Annotated in this window: 13 protein-coding genes; 6 read left to right on the top strand and 7 right to left on the bottom strand. The window is 51.3% G+C overall.

Going from position 1 to position 16798, the window contains the following annotated elements; genetic code table 11:
* Positions 1-16: 16 nt before the first annotated feature.
* Positions 17-667 carry a GTP-binding protein gene (locus F566_RS0127200; RefSeq protein WP_020410209.1) on the bottom strand — a complete coding sequence of 217 codons (651 nt, stop codon included), beginning with the start codon at positions 665-667 and terminating at the stop codon, positions 17-19.
* A 408-nt stretch (positions 668-1075) separates the two neighbouring features.
* Between F566_RS0127200 and F566_RS34285 the strand changes: the two genes are divergently transcribed.
* The 3 genes from F566_RS34285 to F566_RS0127185 all read left to right on the top strand — a co-directional run bounded on the left by F566_RS34285 (position 1076) and on the right by F566_RS0127185 (position 4893).
* The gene (locus tag F566_RS34285; RefSeq protein WP_020410208.1) at positions 1076-2023 is read left to right on the top strand and encodes a PP2C family protein-serine/threonine phosphatase; all 948 of its coding nucleotides are present in this window, start codon (positions 1076-1078) and stop codon (positions 2021-2023) included.
* Entirely contained in the window at positions 2016-4154 is a 2139-nt protein-coding gene (locus F566_RS35860; RefSeq protein ID WP_020410207.1) for a protein kinase domain-containing protein, read from the top strand. The genes F566_RS34285 and F566_RS35860 overlap by 8 nt, the downstream gene beginning before the upstream one ends.
* 79 nt (positions 4155-4233) lie before the next feature.
* Positions 4234-4893, top strand: a complete 660-nt coding sequence (locus tag F566_RS0127185) for an OmpA family protein (RefSeq protein ID WP_020410206.1) — start codon at positions 4234-4236, stop codon at positions 4891-4893.
* On the opposite strand, the gene F566_RS0127180 is transcribed toward F566_RS0127185, so the two are convergent.
* Genes F566_RS0127180 through F566_RS0127160 form a run of 5 tightly spaced genes read right to left on the bottom strand, consistent with a single transcriptional unit; the run spans position 4890 to position 12609 of the window.
* Entirely contained in the window at positions 4890-6164 is a 1275-nt protein-coding gene (locus F566_RS0127180; RefSeq protein WP_020410205.1) for a sensor histidine kinase, read from the bottom strand. The genes F566_RS0127185 and F566_RS0127180 overlap by 4 nt on opposite strands.
* A gap of 7 nt (positions 6165-6171) precedes the next feature.
* Positions 6172-6879 carry a response regulator transcription factor gene (locus F566_RS0127175; RefSeq protein ID WP_020410204.1) on the bottom strand — a complete coding sequence of 236 codons (708 nt, stop codon included), beginning with the start codon at positions 6877-6879 and terminating at the stop codon, positions 6172-6174.
* Positions 6873-10055, bottom strand: coding sequence for an efflux RND transporter permease subunit (locus tag F566_RS0127170; RefSeq protein ID WP_020410203.1), 3183 nt, complete (start codon positions 10053-10055; stop codon positions 6873-6875). Before F566_RS0127170 ends, F566_RS0127175 begins: the two co-directional genes overlap by 7 nt.
* A gap of 5 nt (positions 10056-10060) precedes the next feature.
* Positions 10061-11212 (bottom strand): efflux RND transporter periplasmic adaptor subunit, encoded by a 1152-nt coding sequence (locus F566_RS0127165; protein ID WP_020410202.1) that lies wholly within the window; start codon positions 11210-11212, stop codon positions 10061-10063.
* The gene (locus tag F566_RS0127160) at positions 11209-12609 is read right to left on the bottom strand and encodes a TolC family protein (protein ID WP_020410201.1); all 1401 of its coding nucleotides are present in this window, start codon (positions 12607-12609) and stop codon (positions 11209-11211) included. Before F566_RS0127160 ends, F566_RS0127165 begins: the two co-directional genes overlap by 4 nt.
* Positions 12610-12862: 253 nt before the next feature.
* Between F566_RS0127160 and F566_RS34275 the strand changes: the two genes are divergently transcribed.
* The 3 genes from F566_RS34275 to F566_RS0127145 all read left to right on the top strand — a co-directional run bounded on the left by F566_RS34275 (position 12863) and on the right by F566_RS0127145 (position 16078).
* Entirely contained in the window at positions 12863-13978 is a 1116-nt protein-coding gene (locus F566_RS34275) for a DUF1565 domain-containing protein (RefSeq protein WP_020410200.1), read from the top strand.
* A 206-nt stretch (positions 13979-14184) separates the two neighbouring features.
* Positions 14185-15276 carry an ABC transporter substrate-binding protein gene (locus F566_RS0127150; protein WP_020410199.1) on the top strand — a complete coding sequence of 364 codons (1092 nt, stop codon included), beginning with the start codon at positions 14185-14187 and terminating at the stop codon, positions 15274-15276.
* Positions 15277-15382: 106 nt separating this feature from the next.
* Positions 15383-16078 (top strand): phospholipase D-like domain-containing protein, encoded by a 696-nt coding sequence (locus tag F566_RS0127145; protein WP_020410198.1) that lies wholly within the window; start codon positions 15383-15385, stop codon positions 16076-16078.
* Positions 16079-16185: 107 nt separating this feature from the next.
* On the opposite strand, the gene F566_RS0127140 is transcribed toward F566_RS0127145, so the two are convergent.
* Positions 16186-16674 (bottom strand): Hcp family type VI secretion system effector, encoded by a 489-nt coding sequence (locus F566_RS0127140; protein ID WP_020410197.1) that lies wholly within the window; start codon positions 16672-16674, stop codon positions 16186-16188.
* Positions 16675-16798 lie beyond the last annotated feature (124 nt).

Genomic DNA, 16798 nt, shown 5'->3' with positions numbered 1-16798 from the left:
GAACACTCCATGTCGGCTATTGGCCCAGTAGACCTGATACAAAAGCCTCCCGGCTTAATTGGTGTGTCTTTACGAGGGAAAATTCTTCATCCAGCGCCGGGTAGACCCGTTGCAGAAGTAAATCCAGGGTTTCCATAACGCCCTGGTGCTGAAGAGCCGATGCGAATACTACCGGCCACCAGGGAGTATTTTGCCAGCGCTGTTGGACTTCATCTTCCGACAAAATATTGGGTAGATCCCGCTTATTAAACTGGACCACAAGTGGTAACTTGTCAAAGTCCAGCCCCACACGGCCTGCATTGGCCGCCAGATTTTCGAAGGATTCAAGATTCGTATAACTCTGGTTGGAACGTGAGTCAGCAATAAAGGCGACACCATCTGCGCGCGACAATACCGCCTTGCGAGTACTGTCATGTTCGACCTGGCCTGGGACGGTATAGAGTTTTAACTGAATAAGCAGCCCGCCTGATGTGGCAAACCCCATTGGAAACAGATCAAAGAAGAGGGTACGGTCATTACGTGTTTCCAACACCATCATGTCGCCCTTTAGTTCAGGCGCCACCAGTTCATGCAATGCACCGAGATTTGTGGTTTTACCACTCATTGCCGGTCCGTAATACACCAGCTTAAGAGTCAGTCTACCAGTCCGTTCATCCAGTTCAGCCATGGTGTCCGCTTTCCTAAGTCATCCTTTTGCGTGGCCCATTCACTCAGTATAGAAGATATCGGGAAGCCTGTATGATTGTGCCGGAATTTGAATGAAATAGGTTGCCCCAATCTGTTGCCAGGCTTTGAGTATGAGTTTGAAAAATACTGCTTATGCCGGGGCTGGACTAAAGTTATGTAACTGCAAAAAACGAAGGAGCCTCTGAAAAACGACTTGGGTTTTCATTAGGGTGACAAGCAATGACCGCCTCACCAACGTTTTTCAAAGACTCCCCGAGAGTCGCTGAACGATAATTGGCCGGGACAGGAAGTCGTAATGAAAGCGTGATGACAATCAATCTGACACAACAGCCACGTGATGTTTTGTTCGGAGCCGGGAACATCGGTGGCAAGAGGACGTTGACAGTTAATGAACAGCATTGAGTGTTCAGTTGCCCAGATTAACGGTGCCCGATCCTACCAGGAGGACTGCTATCAGGTTGTGGCTGATCTTCCCTCCGGAGAAGGAAGGCGGGGTCATCTCTACGTGCTCTGTGACGGCATGGGGGGACACGCAGACGGTGCAGTGGCCAGCCAACTGATCTGTGATCACTTTGTTGCTAGCTTCCGTGCCCATTCCATCGAAATCAGGGAGCGTCTGGCGACAGCGGTCAACGAGGCAAACCTGGCGTTGGCAGAATATATTGCCCAGCGTCCGGACAAAAAAAGCATGGGATCAACACTGGTGGCGGTGTGGCTGGAGGAAAACCAGATCTGGTGGGTGAGTATCGGCGATTCTCCACTCTGGTTGATTCGGAAAGGGCAGTTAACTCGTTTGAATGAAGATCATTCGATGGCGCCGGTATTTCAGCGCATGGTGGATCTGGGGCAAATGAGCCAGGCGTCGGCGGATAGTGATATCAAGCGACATGTTCTGCGTTCGGCGGTCAATGGGGAAGATATCCGCCTGGTGGATCTTGTGGAGAAGCCTCTGGAGCTTGTTCCCGGAGATTTACTGATGCTGGCCAGTGACGGTGTGGAGTCTTTATCTGATGAATGCATTCGGGATCTTCTCATCAGCAGTCCATCGGACAGTTGCCAGCGGATACTGAATGAATTGATGCAGCAGATAGAAATGATGAATTTCGAGGAACAGGACAATGCCAGTGCTATCCTGATAAGAGTCTCTGCACCTGCGTGGAATACTCTTTCGCCCTATGGGACAGGTCACCGCCAGTTGAAAGAGGTTCCTCAACAGCGAAGTTCTGCTTCCTCAGCTGGATGGAAGCTGCCTGGCCCGAATGGGCTATGGTATGGACTGGGCATAGTGGTGTTATTGGTTTTAATCGCGATCGTCACGGGGGTATTCAGTGACTGAGCATAGCAACCATTTCCTGGCGACCGGTACCAAAATTGCGGAGTACCGGATCGAATCGTTACTGGGAGAAGGTGGATTTGGCCTGACCTATCTGGCGTTCGACGAAAACCTGCAGAAGCGGGTTGCGATCAAGGAATATCTGCCCGTTGACTTTGCTGTTCGGGCAACGGATGCAACAGTTTATCCCCGAACCGAGTCGACGAAAGAGGCTTTCGAGTGGGGACTGAATGCCTTTATCAATGAAGCCCGCACTCTGGCACGTTTCCAGAACCCCTATATCGTTCAGGTATACCGGTATTTCGATGCCAACGGCACAGCCTATATCGTGATGGAGTACGTTGAGGGGAAAACCCTGCGTAAAATGATCAAGGAACAGGGGAGGCTTGACCAGCGCGCGCTAATGCCGCTTTTGTTACCTATTCTGGATGGATTGTCTGATGTTCATAATGCCGAGATTCTTCACCGGGACATTAAGCCTGACAATATCCTGATCCGAAATAACGGCCAACCGGTGCTTATCGACTTTGGTGCCGCGCGTCAGGCCTTGGGGGCCAAAAGCCGTTCAATTACCACCATTATCACGCCTGGTTATGCCCCCATCGAGCAATACAGCAGCAAGAGCAAGGTCGGCCCCTGGTCGGATATCTATGCACTGGGGGCGGTGGCCTATTACTGTCTGACTCAGATAAAGCCGGAAGATGCGTCAGATCGGGTGGTGGGGGATCATCTGAAGCCTCTGGAAGAAGTTGCGCCGAATCAGGGGAGTCCGATTTTTCTGCAGGCGATTGATACTGCCCTGGCCGTCGCGCCAACCGATCGCCCCCAAACGCTTGAGGAATGGGCAGACATGCTGGCGGCGGGGGAAGACTGGGAGCCTTCGCAGAGCAAAACTGCCAGCGACGAAAATGATGATAAGACCCGCAAAGCAGACGCCGATGGCACCCGGTTAATGTCAGCCTCTGCTATACAGGCGGCAGACTCGGATCAGACCGCCACCCTTGCCAGACCTGCGGATAACAAAGGGGCTGTAAAAGCGCAGCCAGGTAAACAATCTCACAAGCAATCCAAACAGGAAAGCGGAAACCAAGGTGATGGAAATGGGCGTTCATTCTGGCCCTGGGCGCTGGGGGTTGTGTGTGTCGCTATTGCGGCGGTGGTTGTTGTGGGATATGGCGGGAGAGCAGTTTTTTTACTTCCGGATTTTATTGCTGGTTTTCTGCAAACTTCCAAACAATCGGATGGAACGGACTCCCTGGTGCCTGATCAGGTTGTGCCAGAAAAATCGGAGCAAGTCCCAGATCCGGTGACAGAGCCTGTGCGAGAGGACGAGCCGGTAAAACCAGATCCTCCGGTGCCTGAGTATGCGTTGACTGTCACCACAGAGCCTGACAATGCAGAGATCATTTTAGCGGATACTCAGGAGCCTTACGTCAGAGGGATGCGCTTACCTGAAGGAGAATATGCGCTGCAGATCAGTAAAAAGGGTTTTAAGTCTGTCAGTACCACGATTCGCATAGTCGATAAAGCCGTGAGCAAACACTTTGCATTGGAGTCCGTCATATCCCGGGAAGAGCAGGTGGCCTATGAGCAAGGGCACAATAGCGGGAAGATTGAAGACTTAAAAGCCTATCTGAGACAGTTCCCGAATGGCAGTTATGTTAGTCAGGTGCAATCCTTGCTGAATGAAGCACTTCGCCAGGAGGCGATACGAGAGGAAGCCCGTAAGGAACAGCAACGCCTTGAGCAGGAACGTCTCCAACAGGAGCGCCTTGAACAGCAGCGTCGAGAAGAGGAGCAAAAACTCCTCGCTCAACAGCAGAAATGGCGTCAGTGTAAGCAATTGTCCAATAGAGCTGCAGCGCTTACCGGGCGGGTTTATGTGGATACTGGCAATACCGGATCAAATTTCAGAATAAAACTGGGACGTTTTACCGTTCAGCCCAATGCGATACGCCGGGTGGGCGCGTCTGATCCATTCCGGAATCTGTGCTCCACATCAAATTGTTATGAAATTCGAGGCAGCTTTGGCTGGCAGGAATATACTTATATAACAAACGGAGCTGTTGCTGATCAGGGAAAGGCGTGTTTCTACTACTTTGAAGAGAAGCCTCATGTCATTCGTATTCAATGAGTCAGAACAGGCCCAGTGTGAACAGATCCTAATGTGAACAGAGGCTAGTGTAACCAGAGATAGATCAAGGAATTATGAGATGTTGAAGAACACTGCATTCAGACTGAAAACACTTATTATTGCGACCACCATGTTGGCCCTGACCGGGTGTGAGACGATGAAAGATAATCCAGGCGGTACTGCTGCCGGTACGGCAGTTATCACTGGTGCATTGTGTAAAGCGATGGGCGGCACGGATAAGGAATGTGTCGGGGCCGCCGTCGTGGCCGGGGGGATCACCTACCTCTATTTGCGCAGCCAGTTGGAGGAGATACAGACGATTGAGAACGTGGAGGCCAGGGAGTGTGTGGCGAATGATCCAAACCGCCAGGCATACTGTGTCACGATGGACAGCAACGCGGTGAATTTCGAATCCGGTAGCGCCAATATTTCCCGGAATTCTGCGAACACCCTGAATCAGGTGGCGGATGTGATCAAGCAGTCACCTGATACGCTGGTCTACATTGAAGGGCATACCGACACCGACGGCAGCGCTTCCTACAACCAATGGTTGTCGGAACAGCGGGCATTAAGCGTTCAGGGAGCTTTCCAGAAACAGGGGATTGATGGAGGGCGTATGCAGTCACTGGGTTACGGCGAAACTCAGCCAGCCTACGATGATGTTGCTGATCCGACCAAAAAGCCCCTGAATCGGCGGGTGGAAATACGGGTCGAAGGTGGTGAAGGCGGCGAAAGCTAGTCGACCGTTTTGGAGGCAATAAAACGCAGCACCACTTCGTGACCGCATGGGGTGCTTTGGTTCTGGTAGTGCCAGTCAAAGCGCTCCGCCAGTTTGCGGGTCAGATCCAGCCCAAGACCGAAACCAAGTTCATTGGTTTCGTCTGTTTCCGCTGATTGGTTGCGATTAATAATCGTGACCAGCTCCCCTTTCTGATCGATCCAGACCTCGCCATTCTGAGTGTGCTGGAAGGCATTGCGGATCAGATTCGCCAACATAATCTGAGCAGCAATCCTGGGAAGAGGGATCACCATGGGGCTTGTCTGGGTGTGTACAAACACTGATTTTCCCTGTAGCAGGTAGGCCAGGTCATGGCTGATCTGTTCCACCAGCGTGTTCAACTCTACAGGTTCTTCCGGTAACGGGCCGTCCACGTCGCGACTCAGCCAGAGCAGGGTTTCGGTGAGATGGCTCATGGTTGAGCTGGCCCGCTCGATACGGTCAATCACTTTGCCCTCTTTCTCCGACGGGGTGGGATTAATCTTTTTCAGCAGCTCAATATTGCTGCGTACAGTCGCAATCGGCGTTCGCAGTTCATGGCTGGCGTGACGCAGGAAGTCGTGCTCTCGTTCCAGGGCCTGCTGGACTGACAATAAGCTGTTTCTGACCAGGTCTGCCAATGAATTGAGCTCGCTGTATCTAAAATCCGGAGCCGGTTGACGCAATCGTTCCGGTGTCAGGGATCTCGCCCAGTGACGTAGGTTCTCCACAGGATTGGCAACCGAGCGCATGATGAAAAACAGAAGTAGTACGAAGACCAGAATCACTGTTACCGCCATGAGAATCGAACCGGTAATCGGGTTGATTCTCATAGGAGGCGGCATGATCCTGGGCATTTCTTCGGTCAGAGCCCTCGACACATAACGCTGTTCATTGTCCATGGTTTCTACCAGCATCAGAAAATAAGCGCCATCCGGCCGGGTGAACAGTGAACTCTGGAGAATTTTTTTCTTGAACTCAAATGGGGCCTGAGGCGCTGTGGGGATATGCTGGAGAATGTCGTCAGGAATATTGTCGACGCTGTTGGTAACATGGAAACCCAGTAATTGGGCATGACCAGCCTCATCCAGCGCAACACTGTTGGCAACTTCCACCATGGTTCGCTGGGTGATGGCATCCAGGCCCTGGATGAAGTATTGAACGGTGAGAACCGAGTATACGGCGGCCAGACTGCTAATCAGGAACAGCAGGGTGCCCAGAACATATAAACGCAGGCTTAATCGGATTTTCATGGAAACTCTATTCACCGGAACTGGATGTGGTCGTCGGGTCTTTCAGCGCAAAGCCCACGCTGCTGATGGTATGAATCAGGTTGGCAGAGGTATTGTCGTCGACCTGTTTTCTCAAGTGATGCATGTGAACTTTCAGGCTGTTACTGTCGGGGGGATCCTCACCCCAGACCGACTGTACCAATTGTTCCCGGCTGACAGGGTTCGGGCTTGATCTGGCCAGGACTTCCAATATGCGAAAGGCGATGGGGGAAAGTTTTAGTGTTCTCTCCCCACGCCGGGCCTGTTTGTGCTGAAGGTCGACTTCAAGGTCTGCCACCTGAAATCTGTTGACCTGACCACTACGGCGCTTTGACAGCGTACGGACCCGGACCACCAGCTCCTCCATGGCAAAGGGTTTCACCAGATAATCGTCCGCCCCGGAACCAAAGCCTTCCAGTTTATCGTCGAGACTGTCTCTGGCAGTGAGCATGATCACCGGTGTATCAATGCCCTCAGTGCGCATGGCTTCGCACACTGAGAGGCCATTCATACGCGGCAGATTGATATCCAGGATAATGGCCTGGTAGCGGTTTTGGCGGATCAGGGAAAGGCCTGCCACACCGTTGGCGGCGTGGTCACAGAGAATCGATTCCAGTTCCAGGTAATCCACAATGGTGGCAGCAAGATCCAGATCATCCTCTACCAGGAGTACATCCAGTTGGCTATCGGTTAACATGTGCTACTCACCTCTTCTTGACCCGTCCGGAATTTTGACCACAGACGTTGGGGTAGTTTTCTCCGGTCTTCCCTGATCATCAATAGAACCGGGATGAGTACCAGTGTAATCAAGGTGGCGAACAGGATGCCATACCCTAATGAGGCGGCAGCCGGTATCAGGAACTGGGCCTGCATGGAAGTTTCTCCCAATAGAGGTGCCAGTCCGGCGAATGTCGTGATAGAGGTTAGCAGAACTGCTCGCAGGCGTCCGCTGCAGGCATCGATAACAATATCCTGTATGTCCGTATTGGTACCCTCAAGCTCATTCTTCCGAGTAAGATTGTTGAAGCTCGATACCAACAGCAAGCTATCGTTGACCACAACACCACTCAGTGCCAGTACCCCATTTAAGGATAGAATACTGATGGTCAGATCATTCAGCCAGTGGCCCAGGATCGCGCCGACAATCCCAAATGGTATGGCGGTCATGATCAGAAGCGGTTGCACATAGGATTTCAATGGAATAGCCAGCAGTGCATAGATGACCAACAGCGTGATAAGGAACATGCTGGTCATGGAACTGGTGGTTTCCGCCTGTTCCTCTGCCTCACCGCCAAAATGAATATCCAGGTCCGGGTATTGTCTCTTCAGTTGTGGAACAAGCTCCGCTTGAAGCTGGCTGACCAGCTCGTTAGAGGAGATCTGATCCTTATCCACGGAGGCGCTGATCGTCACTGCCCGCAAACCATCTATCCGAGTAATCTCCTTTTGTTGATACTCCTGAATCACGTCAGCCACTGCGCTTAACGGCAGCACTTGACCGGAACTGGTTCTGACGCTGGCCTGTTCAATATCCGCATAGGTCTGGCGTTGGGACTCCGGGTACCGGATGCGAACGGTGACTTCGTCTTTGTCACGCTGGAAGCGTTGTACACTTTCTCCTCCGAATGCCTGTAGCAACTGGCGCGAGAGAGTGGCGGTGTCCAGTCCAAGGGCTCGCCCCTGTTCTGTGAGTTGGAAACGGTATTGCGGTTGCCCTGAACTCAGATTGTCATCGATACCGCTAACACCGGATATCTGGCTGAGAGCGGATTTCAGTTGCTCGCCAGCAGCGATGACGGAATCTTCGTTCCAGGCTTTCAGTTCCACTCGCAGGTTATCCACCATGGCCATAGTGGAAAGTATGTTGAGCTTGCGCACGCCTTCAAGTAATCCGGCCTTCTGTTCCCAGAGTTTGCCGGATTCGCTGATGGAATAGGGGGTGTCTTCATGAAGCTGTACTCGTACTCTTCCTTCAAGATCATTGGCAGCGACTACTTGCAGACTCTTGATACCGCTTTCAGTGTCAGCCTGACTGGTGCCACTTTGCAGCAAAAGCTCCTGGTCGATCTTGAGAGCTTGCTGTTCCAGTTGCAGCAGGGCTTTTTCTGTCTGACCAAAGCTGGCATCCGGTTCCATGGCAATATTGGCGGCAACCACATCGCCGGTGATACCCGGGAAGAAGGAAATGCGAACGTTACCGCTTAAAGGCAGCCCCACCACCAGTATCGCCATAGCAAGAAACAGGGGAATCACTGCATAGCGAAAACGCAACGCCAGGCGAATAAAGGGCTGATAGGCATGTTGATTAAACCATTGCAAACCGGCGTCGGCACCATGTTGTATGCGACTCCAAAGACCCTTCCAACCGCGTCCGGGTGTACGATGAGTATCCAGATGTGCCAGGTGAGCAGGCAGAATCAGCTTGGACTCCACAACAGAAAGCAACAGGCAGATAGCCACAATGGTGGCGAACTGGGCATAAATTTTCCCCAGATTACCGGAGACATTAGAGAGGGACATAAAGGCCGCCACCGTGGTGAGAACACCAAAGATGGTGGGAACCGCAACTTTCATAGTACCTTTGACGGTGTTGTTCAGCGTATCTCCCTCGGTTTTACGTGTGGTGTAGATACTTTCGCCCACTACCACTGCATCATCCACGACGATGCCCAGGGCCATGATAAACCCGAACGTGGTCATCTCGTTAATGGTGAGGCCGGTGAAGTTATCCGTCATGAAATAAAGCGTTCCGAAGAACACAAACGGCAGGCCTGCTGCCACCCAGAAAGCTACTCGGAGATTGAGAAACAGGGCGAGAACGATAAACACCATGGCGATGCCGGTCATCGCGTTTTTGGTCAGCAGGGTCAGTCGATCCTTGATCAGCGTACTCTTATCATACCAGGTTTCCAGCGCCACATTCGCTGGCAGAGAGCCACTGGCCTTCCAGGATTCCACGACCTGTTGGGTCTGTTCGACGATGTTGGTAACGTCTCCGTTTTCGTCCATGAGAATCTGGATACCGACCGCATTCTGCTGGTTGTAACGGGACAATACGAAAGTGTCATCCTCAAAGCTGTCCGCGACCATCGCGACATCTCCGATTCTGATGACCGCACCGTCTGCGGTGGTCAGTAGCGGTATATTGGCAAACTCCTGGGTGGATGAAGCCTGCTCGGAAGCTTTCAGACGTACGGTTTTTTCACTGTTGCGAAGACTGGTGCTCAATGCCGACGAGGACTCGTTGTTGATCACGCCTGCAATGTCGCTGATACTTAATCCGTAAGCCTGAAGACGGGCTTCGTCTATTTCGATCGACAGCATGGGGTCGGCTTTTCCTGACACCGCCAGATCGCTGATGGCTGATTTTGCCAACAGATCCGATTTCAGGCGGTCTGCGAGCGCCTGCAATGTGCCTCTGTCAGTGTCCCCATAAAGCTGTACCCAGATGGCATGATCCTGGCGCCGCGATTTTTCAATAACAGGGTTATCCGCCTCAGAGGGAAGGTTGTTGATTGCATCGACCTGAGTTTTGACGTCAGCCAGAAGTTCATCAAGATCCCATTCACTGGTTTTTTCGATACTGATGGTGCTGCCACTGGCATTGGAGGTCGAGGTGATGCGTTTGATGCCCGGCACGGTTTCCAGTGCCTCTTCAACTTTCAGTGCAATACCTTCCTCAGCCTGTTTGGCATCGCCTCCGTCGTAGGAAACGGATACTGAAATCGAGTCAGGATCCATGCTGGGAAAGGCTTCCTTGCGCAGTTCGCTCAGTGACAGCAGACCCAGTACGATCGTCGTAATAAGTAACAGATTGGCCGCCACTGGGTTGGTGGCAAACCATTGAATGATTCCGCGCTCAGTCGATTGCATCAACCTTATCCCTCTGTTGTCGGTTCAACGACCATGCCGGTCAGATAAGTATTCAGGGGGCGAATCACAATATTTGCCTGTTGCAATCCCTGCGGTGGGGTCACGTAGGTATATTGGCCCTGCGAGAACACCGTGTTGGCGGCAAATTTCTGTAATTGATTCTGGTTGTCGACATACCAGACGCTGTTCTCCTGGGTAACGGCAGACGCCGGTATTTGCCATAGATTGTCCTGGCTGGCACCTGTAATCCGAGCTTCCACAAAGGTGCCGGGAAACAGGGCCGGAGTTTGTTGCAGCGGATTCTCCACTGTAATGATCAGAGATCTCTGGCGGTCGCTGCTGGATATATGTTGTTGAACCCGGGTGACCTTGCCTTGCCAGGAGGCCTTGCCGTCTGAACTGGTAAGAGTGACTGGCCAGTTCGGTGATTCAGAGATCTGGCCTAAGGGAAGTTTCCCCCATTGTGAGGCAGACAGGGGAATCTGAACTTCCACCCGGTTCGTGCTGTAGAGCATACCGATCTGCGTGCCCGTCTGGACATAGCTTCCGGGCTGAACGTTCCTACTGACGACAACAGCATCAAATGGGGCCTTGATGCGGGTTTTGTCCAGGTCTCTGCGGGCTACCAGTAACTCTTTCTCTGCCAGGGCGACCGATGCCTCTGCAGCCTGGCGTTGGGGTTCTCTCAGTACCAGAGGAGAATCGGGATCTCCGTTCAGGCCTGACTCCTTCCATTCCAGACGAGCCTGCTCCCCCTGGCGTTCCTCTTCAAGTAAAGCCAGGCGGGCGTCTGCCAGATTGGCTTCTGCACTGGCCACTGCCTGTTCGTAGTTGCTGGTATCCAGGCTGACCAATACATCACCCCGGCTGACGTGTAGTCCGGTGGCAAAATTCTTCGCCATGCTGAGAATATGGCCACTTACTTCTGCCGTCAGGGAAAGTTCATACTGAGGTTTCGCTTCGCCGTAACCTCTGACGTGGGCTTGGTAGTTGTCCTGGTTAACATGGACGACCGCAACCTGGGGATACTGAGTCTGGGTCTCAGCGGGTTGATTGATGGTCGTTTCCTGCATTTGGGTGCTGTTGAAGGCAATAGCCGCCGGAATGCTGATGACGGCAATGGTGGTGATGATGAATGTTGCGGCGGTGGATTTCATGAAGCTACCTCAAGACCCAATGCCAACCCCAGGTCGATGCGGTTGGCCAGGCGGTTAAACGTGTTTTGAATCAACTGTGCCTGCAGATCGAATGTCTGTTGCTGCACGGAAAGAAGATCGATAATGTCGACCAAACCCTGACGATACTTGGACTGATAGTGGTCTGCACTGCGCTGGGCACTCACCAGCGCTTCCCGGATATGTTGCTGCTGTTGCTGTAGAGAACGTTCCTGTCCGAGCGCATCGTTTACCTCCTTCACTGCAGCAAGCAGAGTCTCCTGATAAGACCAGTAGGCCTGTTCTGCTTCCAGCTCAGCGATGTCCGCTTCAGCTCTTAGTTGTCCGCCTTTGTAGAGTGGCGCGGTCACTTGTCCGAGCAGGGTCCAGGCAGGGCTGCCGGTCAGAACATCGTTGATGGAGCTGCCGGAGTTTGTTAGAGAGGCAGACAGGTTGATACTGGGTAGCAGCTCTTTGTAGGCCACTTTGGAACGATACTGGGCCGCCTGGATATTGGCATAAGCCTCCTGAAGGTCCGGACGACGAGCCAGATCCTGTTCCGGTATTGCAGACAGGGGAAGTAATACCTCAGGAAAGTCGTTTGTTGTCGACGTGGCGAGGGCATCGATCATGTCTGTCAGACTTTCATTGTCGTTTGAGGAAAGCAGACCCACTTGCTGTTTCAGGTTACGAATACTCTGGGCGAGCAGTTCCTGGTATTCGGCAATGGTGGCGCGGGTAGAAGCACTGCTGGTACGAGCATTATCCAGTTCTTCCAGATCCCCAAGACCGCTACGGTAACGTTGGGTTACCAACTGTTGGTTGCGTTCTAACGTTTTTAAACGATCAGTTTCGATGGTTACCAGCTGCTTATATAAAGAAATCTGCAGCCAGTTACGCATCAAGCTGGCCGCCAGTGAATCTTCAGCAGCCTGATAAATGGCCTTTGTGGCGACAACATCCATAGCGGCTGCCTGAGTCTGATCCGATAGCTTGTGCCAGAGATCAAGCTCCCAACTAACGCTGAGGCCGGCACTGAATACGTCTTCTGGTTTGTCCTGCCGTGTATCACTGAGTGAGGCTGTCAACGACGGCTGGCGGCTGCCAGAGGTGAGGTCGTACTGGCGTTGGGCGATATCCAGTGCCAGAGCGGTTTGTCGCAGCCCCGGGTTGTTTTCAAGAGCTTTTGACAGCAGAGCGTCCAGCTCTGGAATACTGATCATTTCGTTAAGCTGAGTGACATAGCTTGCGGTTGTTTGCTCATATTCCCACTCAGTCACTGACGCATTGGCCTCAGTGGCCAATTGGCTGCGCTCGTTCGTCGCCATACCGACACAGCCGGTCAATACCAGACAACCTAAAACAATGACTAACGGACTTATGCGACCAGAATGGCCCATCGTTATCTACTCCTTCCAAATCAGGGGACAGAATAGATAAACGGGGGGTTAACAAGGGGTTAAGAAAGCAAACAGCCCGTCATAGAGTTGTACGAATTGTGTACAATTTATTACCCAGAAAAGAATCATATTTCACTAATCTTGCGGCCAATGGATTTCTGAGACCTGGCTGTAATGCGCCGTAGTATCTGACTTTTCCGAATCCCGGATATCCAGTTCTGTTAATGACAGCGATATAGCGAGGGATGTGAAATTGAGAACTCTATCTGTTTTTCTGGTGTTGGTTTTAAGTGTTTTGCAGACGTCTCTGTCTCAGGCGTACTTTGATAATTCCTACGAAAACTTTCCCTATCCGAATGTGCGCACTTACCATGCTTCTCCAGACGGAGATGATGTCAATTCCGGTACTGAAAGCGAACCCATGAAGACCATCAATGTGGCACTGGAACTTGCTCAGCCTGGCGAGCGGATTTTCCTTCATGATGGGCACTATTATCAGGACGTCAGAACGGTTCGTGATGGTGAGGCCGATCGACCCATTCTGATCTACGGTTCCAAAGAGGCCCAGCTGCATGGTGAGTTTGATGCTCATGTTGTTGAGATTCATCACGACTTTATCCACCTGCGCGGCTTTACCATTGATGGTAAGTTTGCAGAAGAAGAGACTCCTGAAAGCTATCGGGGATCACTCATCTGGGTTCAGGGTATGGAACTGATGTCCGGTCCCAGAGGCGTAGTGATCAGGGCCATGCGGTTACGCAATGCCGCCGGAGAGTGCCTCAGAATGCGTTACTTCGTCTCCGAAGCAGAAATATTCGGCAACTCCTTCTACAACTGTGGGGTGCTTGATTTTCAGTTCAATGAGGGCAGCAAGAATGGTGAAGCCATCTACATCGGTACCGCTCCCGATCAATGGGCCAACGGGAAAAACCTGACGTCGGACCCTGATCGCACTCACCACATCTGGATTCACGACAACAGCTTCCTAACCAATGGAAATGAGTGTGTTGATATCAAGGATGGCTCTGTCTATAACCTGGTAGAACATAATATCTGTACTGGACAGAAAGACCCCAATTCAGGGGGATTTAATGTTCAGGGCGATTACAATGTAGTGCGCAATAACATCAGTTTTGCCAACAATGGCGCGGGCATCCGGGTTGGGGGACATATGGTCAACGGGAATCAATATGGTGTCGAGAATGACATCTACGGTAATGTCTTCTTTGACAACGGTCATGCTGCGGTAAAAGTGATGGCCTCTCCCCAGTCCAATGTCTGCGGAAATGATTCCTACGACAATGTGTTGTCGGATTACGCCGGGATCAGTGGGGTTTACTACGAACCGGATACAATTTGTACCTGGTAACTCATTGCCTGTGTGGTAAAGTATTGATAATAATAATCTTTATAGCCTTCTCTGAGGACGCTGTCTAACTTCCTACGAAATTTAAAGGCGTTATGGTCCGGTCCTAACGCCTTTTTACCTGGATGAACCCGATCCAAAAAGTGGACTTATTCGGCATATAGGCTGTAATTAGTAAATAAAAACTTTCCTGGAAGTCTGTTGGAAGAGTGAAATACCGATATCTGCGAATTTGCCTGTTATGGTTGACCTTAGGGATATGCCTTCCCACTAATGCCCATCATGAGACCATTCATGTCACCTTCCTGAATCCAGGGTGGGCCGCTGAATCCTTTTGGGGAGATGTCGATGCCTTCATGATAGCAGCGGCCCGTCAGTTGAATATCAATCTGACGATTATGCATGGAAACCGGGATGTTTTTCGTACACTTGAGATGGGTGAACAAATAGGAAGGTCCAGGGAGTCTCAGGACTTCATCATACTGGTTAACGAGAAAAATACCGGCCCAAGGTTGTTGGAACTGACATCCAGGAAGGAAGTTCCCACCCTGCTGATACTGAATGATTTGTCTGATGATCAGAAAAAGGTTTTTGGTGAGCCCAGACAGCAATTTGTCCATTGGTTGGGGTCACTGGTACCTGACAATCAATGGGTAGGCTATCAGGTTGCCAGGAAGATGCATCACGCGATGCGGACTGCAGATCCGAATAGAAAAGTATTCAAGTGGTTTGCCATATCCGGAGACAGGTTGACATTAGCTTCCATACAACGTGAAAAGGGGATGCGTCTTTATGTCAGCGAGCATCCGGATATCGAACTCGTCAATGTGGTCTATGGTGAATGGAATGAGCTGAAAGCAACAGATCTTGTGCGGGCTTTGCTGAAAAGATCGGTTGATGTCAATGGCATCTGGACGGCCAATGATCACATGGCCTTCGGGTCCATTATTGCTTTGGATGAGTTTGGGTTGGTTCCCGGCAAGGATGTCTTCATCGGGACGGTGAACAGTTCTGAAAAGGTTCTTGATTATCTGGACAAGGGTATAATCGCAGCGCTGGGTGCGGGCCATTTCACGGCAGGAGGCTGGGCACTGCTGCTAGCCCATGATTACCATCACGGATATGACGGACTGGCTGATAATACGGTGTTGCAGCAATCCCTTTTCGATATTATTCAACCCGATACAGAAGCGTTCCGAATTCTCAGAAACCATGAGTGGGATAAGTTTCCTATCGCAAGCTATGGTCGATTCCACCAATCAGACTGGTCCGGATATAATTTCAGCCTGAGCCCCGATTAGAATCTGAGACTTGGCGCGTGGCTGGTGTCTACCTGAAGTTTTAATTCTTGTTGTGGGTATGTGGGAATGTCTCGAAACTCACAGCGTCATGGCATAAGGAACAACGATGCTTCCAACGACCCGTAAGCTGGAAAAACAACTCATTGGGTATGTGGCGGATGACTATCTGAGCAAAGAGGAATCCAAGACTCTACGAACAGCGCTGGGCAATCTGCCAAATGAGGATATCAGTTACCTGAGAAACCGCCTTTTCGACCATGCCAGAGCAAGGTTGGTAGAACAGCCTGCTGGTGCCATGGAGCATCTGCGCTGGCTCGAGCGGTGTGTAAAGCTTTTTGATGCGACGTTCAAAGCCCGGCAATCCACTAGCTCTGCCTGGTTCAGCCCGGGAGAGGACTGCCGCAGGCAAATCATTTCTCATCTGAACGGTGCCCGGCGCCATATCAATATCTGTGTGTTCACCATCTCAGACAATGATATTGCTGAGGCGATACAGAAAGCCCATGATCGGGGTGTGACTGTCAGAATCATCAGTGACAATGACAAAAGAGACGACACCGGCAGTGACATCACCATGCTTCAGCGTCATGGTGTGGCGGTGAGGGTCGATAACACACCGGACCATATGCATCACAAGTTCTGTGTTGTTGACGGGGCCTTTTTGATTAACGGTAGTTTTAACTGGACACGTAGTGCGACGACTCGCAATCAGGAGAACATTGTGGTGACGGACGATCTGAGTCTGATCAATGACTTCATGGAGAGATTTGAGCTTTTATGGAAGGAGTTTGATCGCAGGTGATGAACCTGGAGTGGGGAAGATACCGGAAGGGTTACTGTGTGATGACCAGAATACGAGAAAAAGGGCGCTCCCTAAGGAGCGCAATCGCCAGATGGATAACCTGAAATTTAAAGCTTTTTGCCCGCTTCCAAATCGTAACCAACACGCTCCGGTGAGGCGCCTTTGTTGGCTCGATCTGCAGCTGTGTAACTCATCGTGATTTTTGAATAACTCAAAGATAGTGCTTCAGTGGGAGCAGAGTCTGCGCCAGCGCTGACGGAATAGCTGCTGATAATGACATCTTCAAGTTCGTAGCTGACGAATTTTTCGATTTTATCGGCAGCGGTTCTGACAACATCAATGACGACTTTGACGCCAGCATCTCCAGTCACGGATTCCTTGAACAGGCCGGAAGAAGCAGAATCCATCATTTTCTGGATTGCAACTGTGCTCAATGAAGGCCGAGTAGCCTCCCGGTTAGACATATGACCTGCTTCCATGGTGATATGGCGACCTGAGCCGAAGTTGAAAGTGTCCAGCCGGATCCAGTCCTTATAACCTTCTGCGGTGACATTACCTTTAACTTTCAACTGGTTGTAATTCATGTAGATTGCCATAGGGTGCTCCTTATTTATGGCTGAATCGGCGGTCATATAAGATCGCCGTTATATGCGTATTGATCTTACGGCATTGAGAATTCCGTACAATAAGGGGAAACGATTAAGGTGTTTCGGCTAAACG

The organism is Hahella ganghwensis DSM 17046 (genome assembly GCF_000376785.1).
GTDB lineage: Bacteria > Pseudomonadota > Gammaproteobacteria > Pseudomonadales > Oleiphilaceae > Hahella > Hahella ganghwensis.
This window is presented reverse-complemented; position numbering and strand designations above follow the sequence as displayed.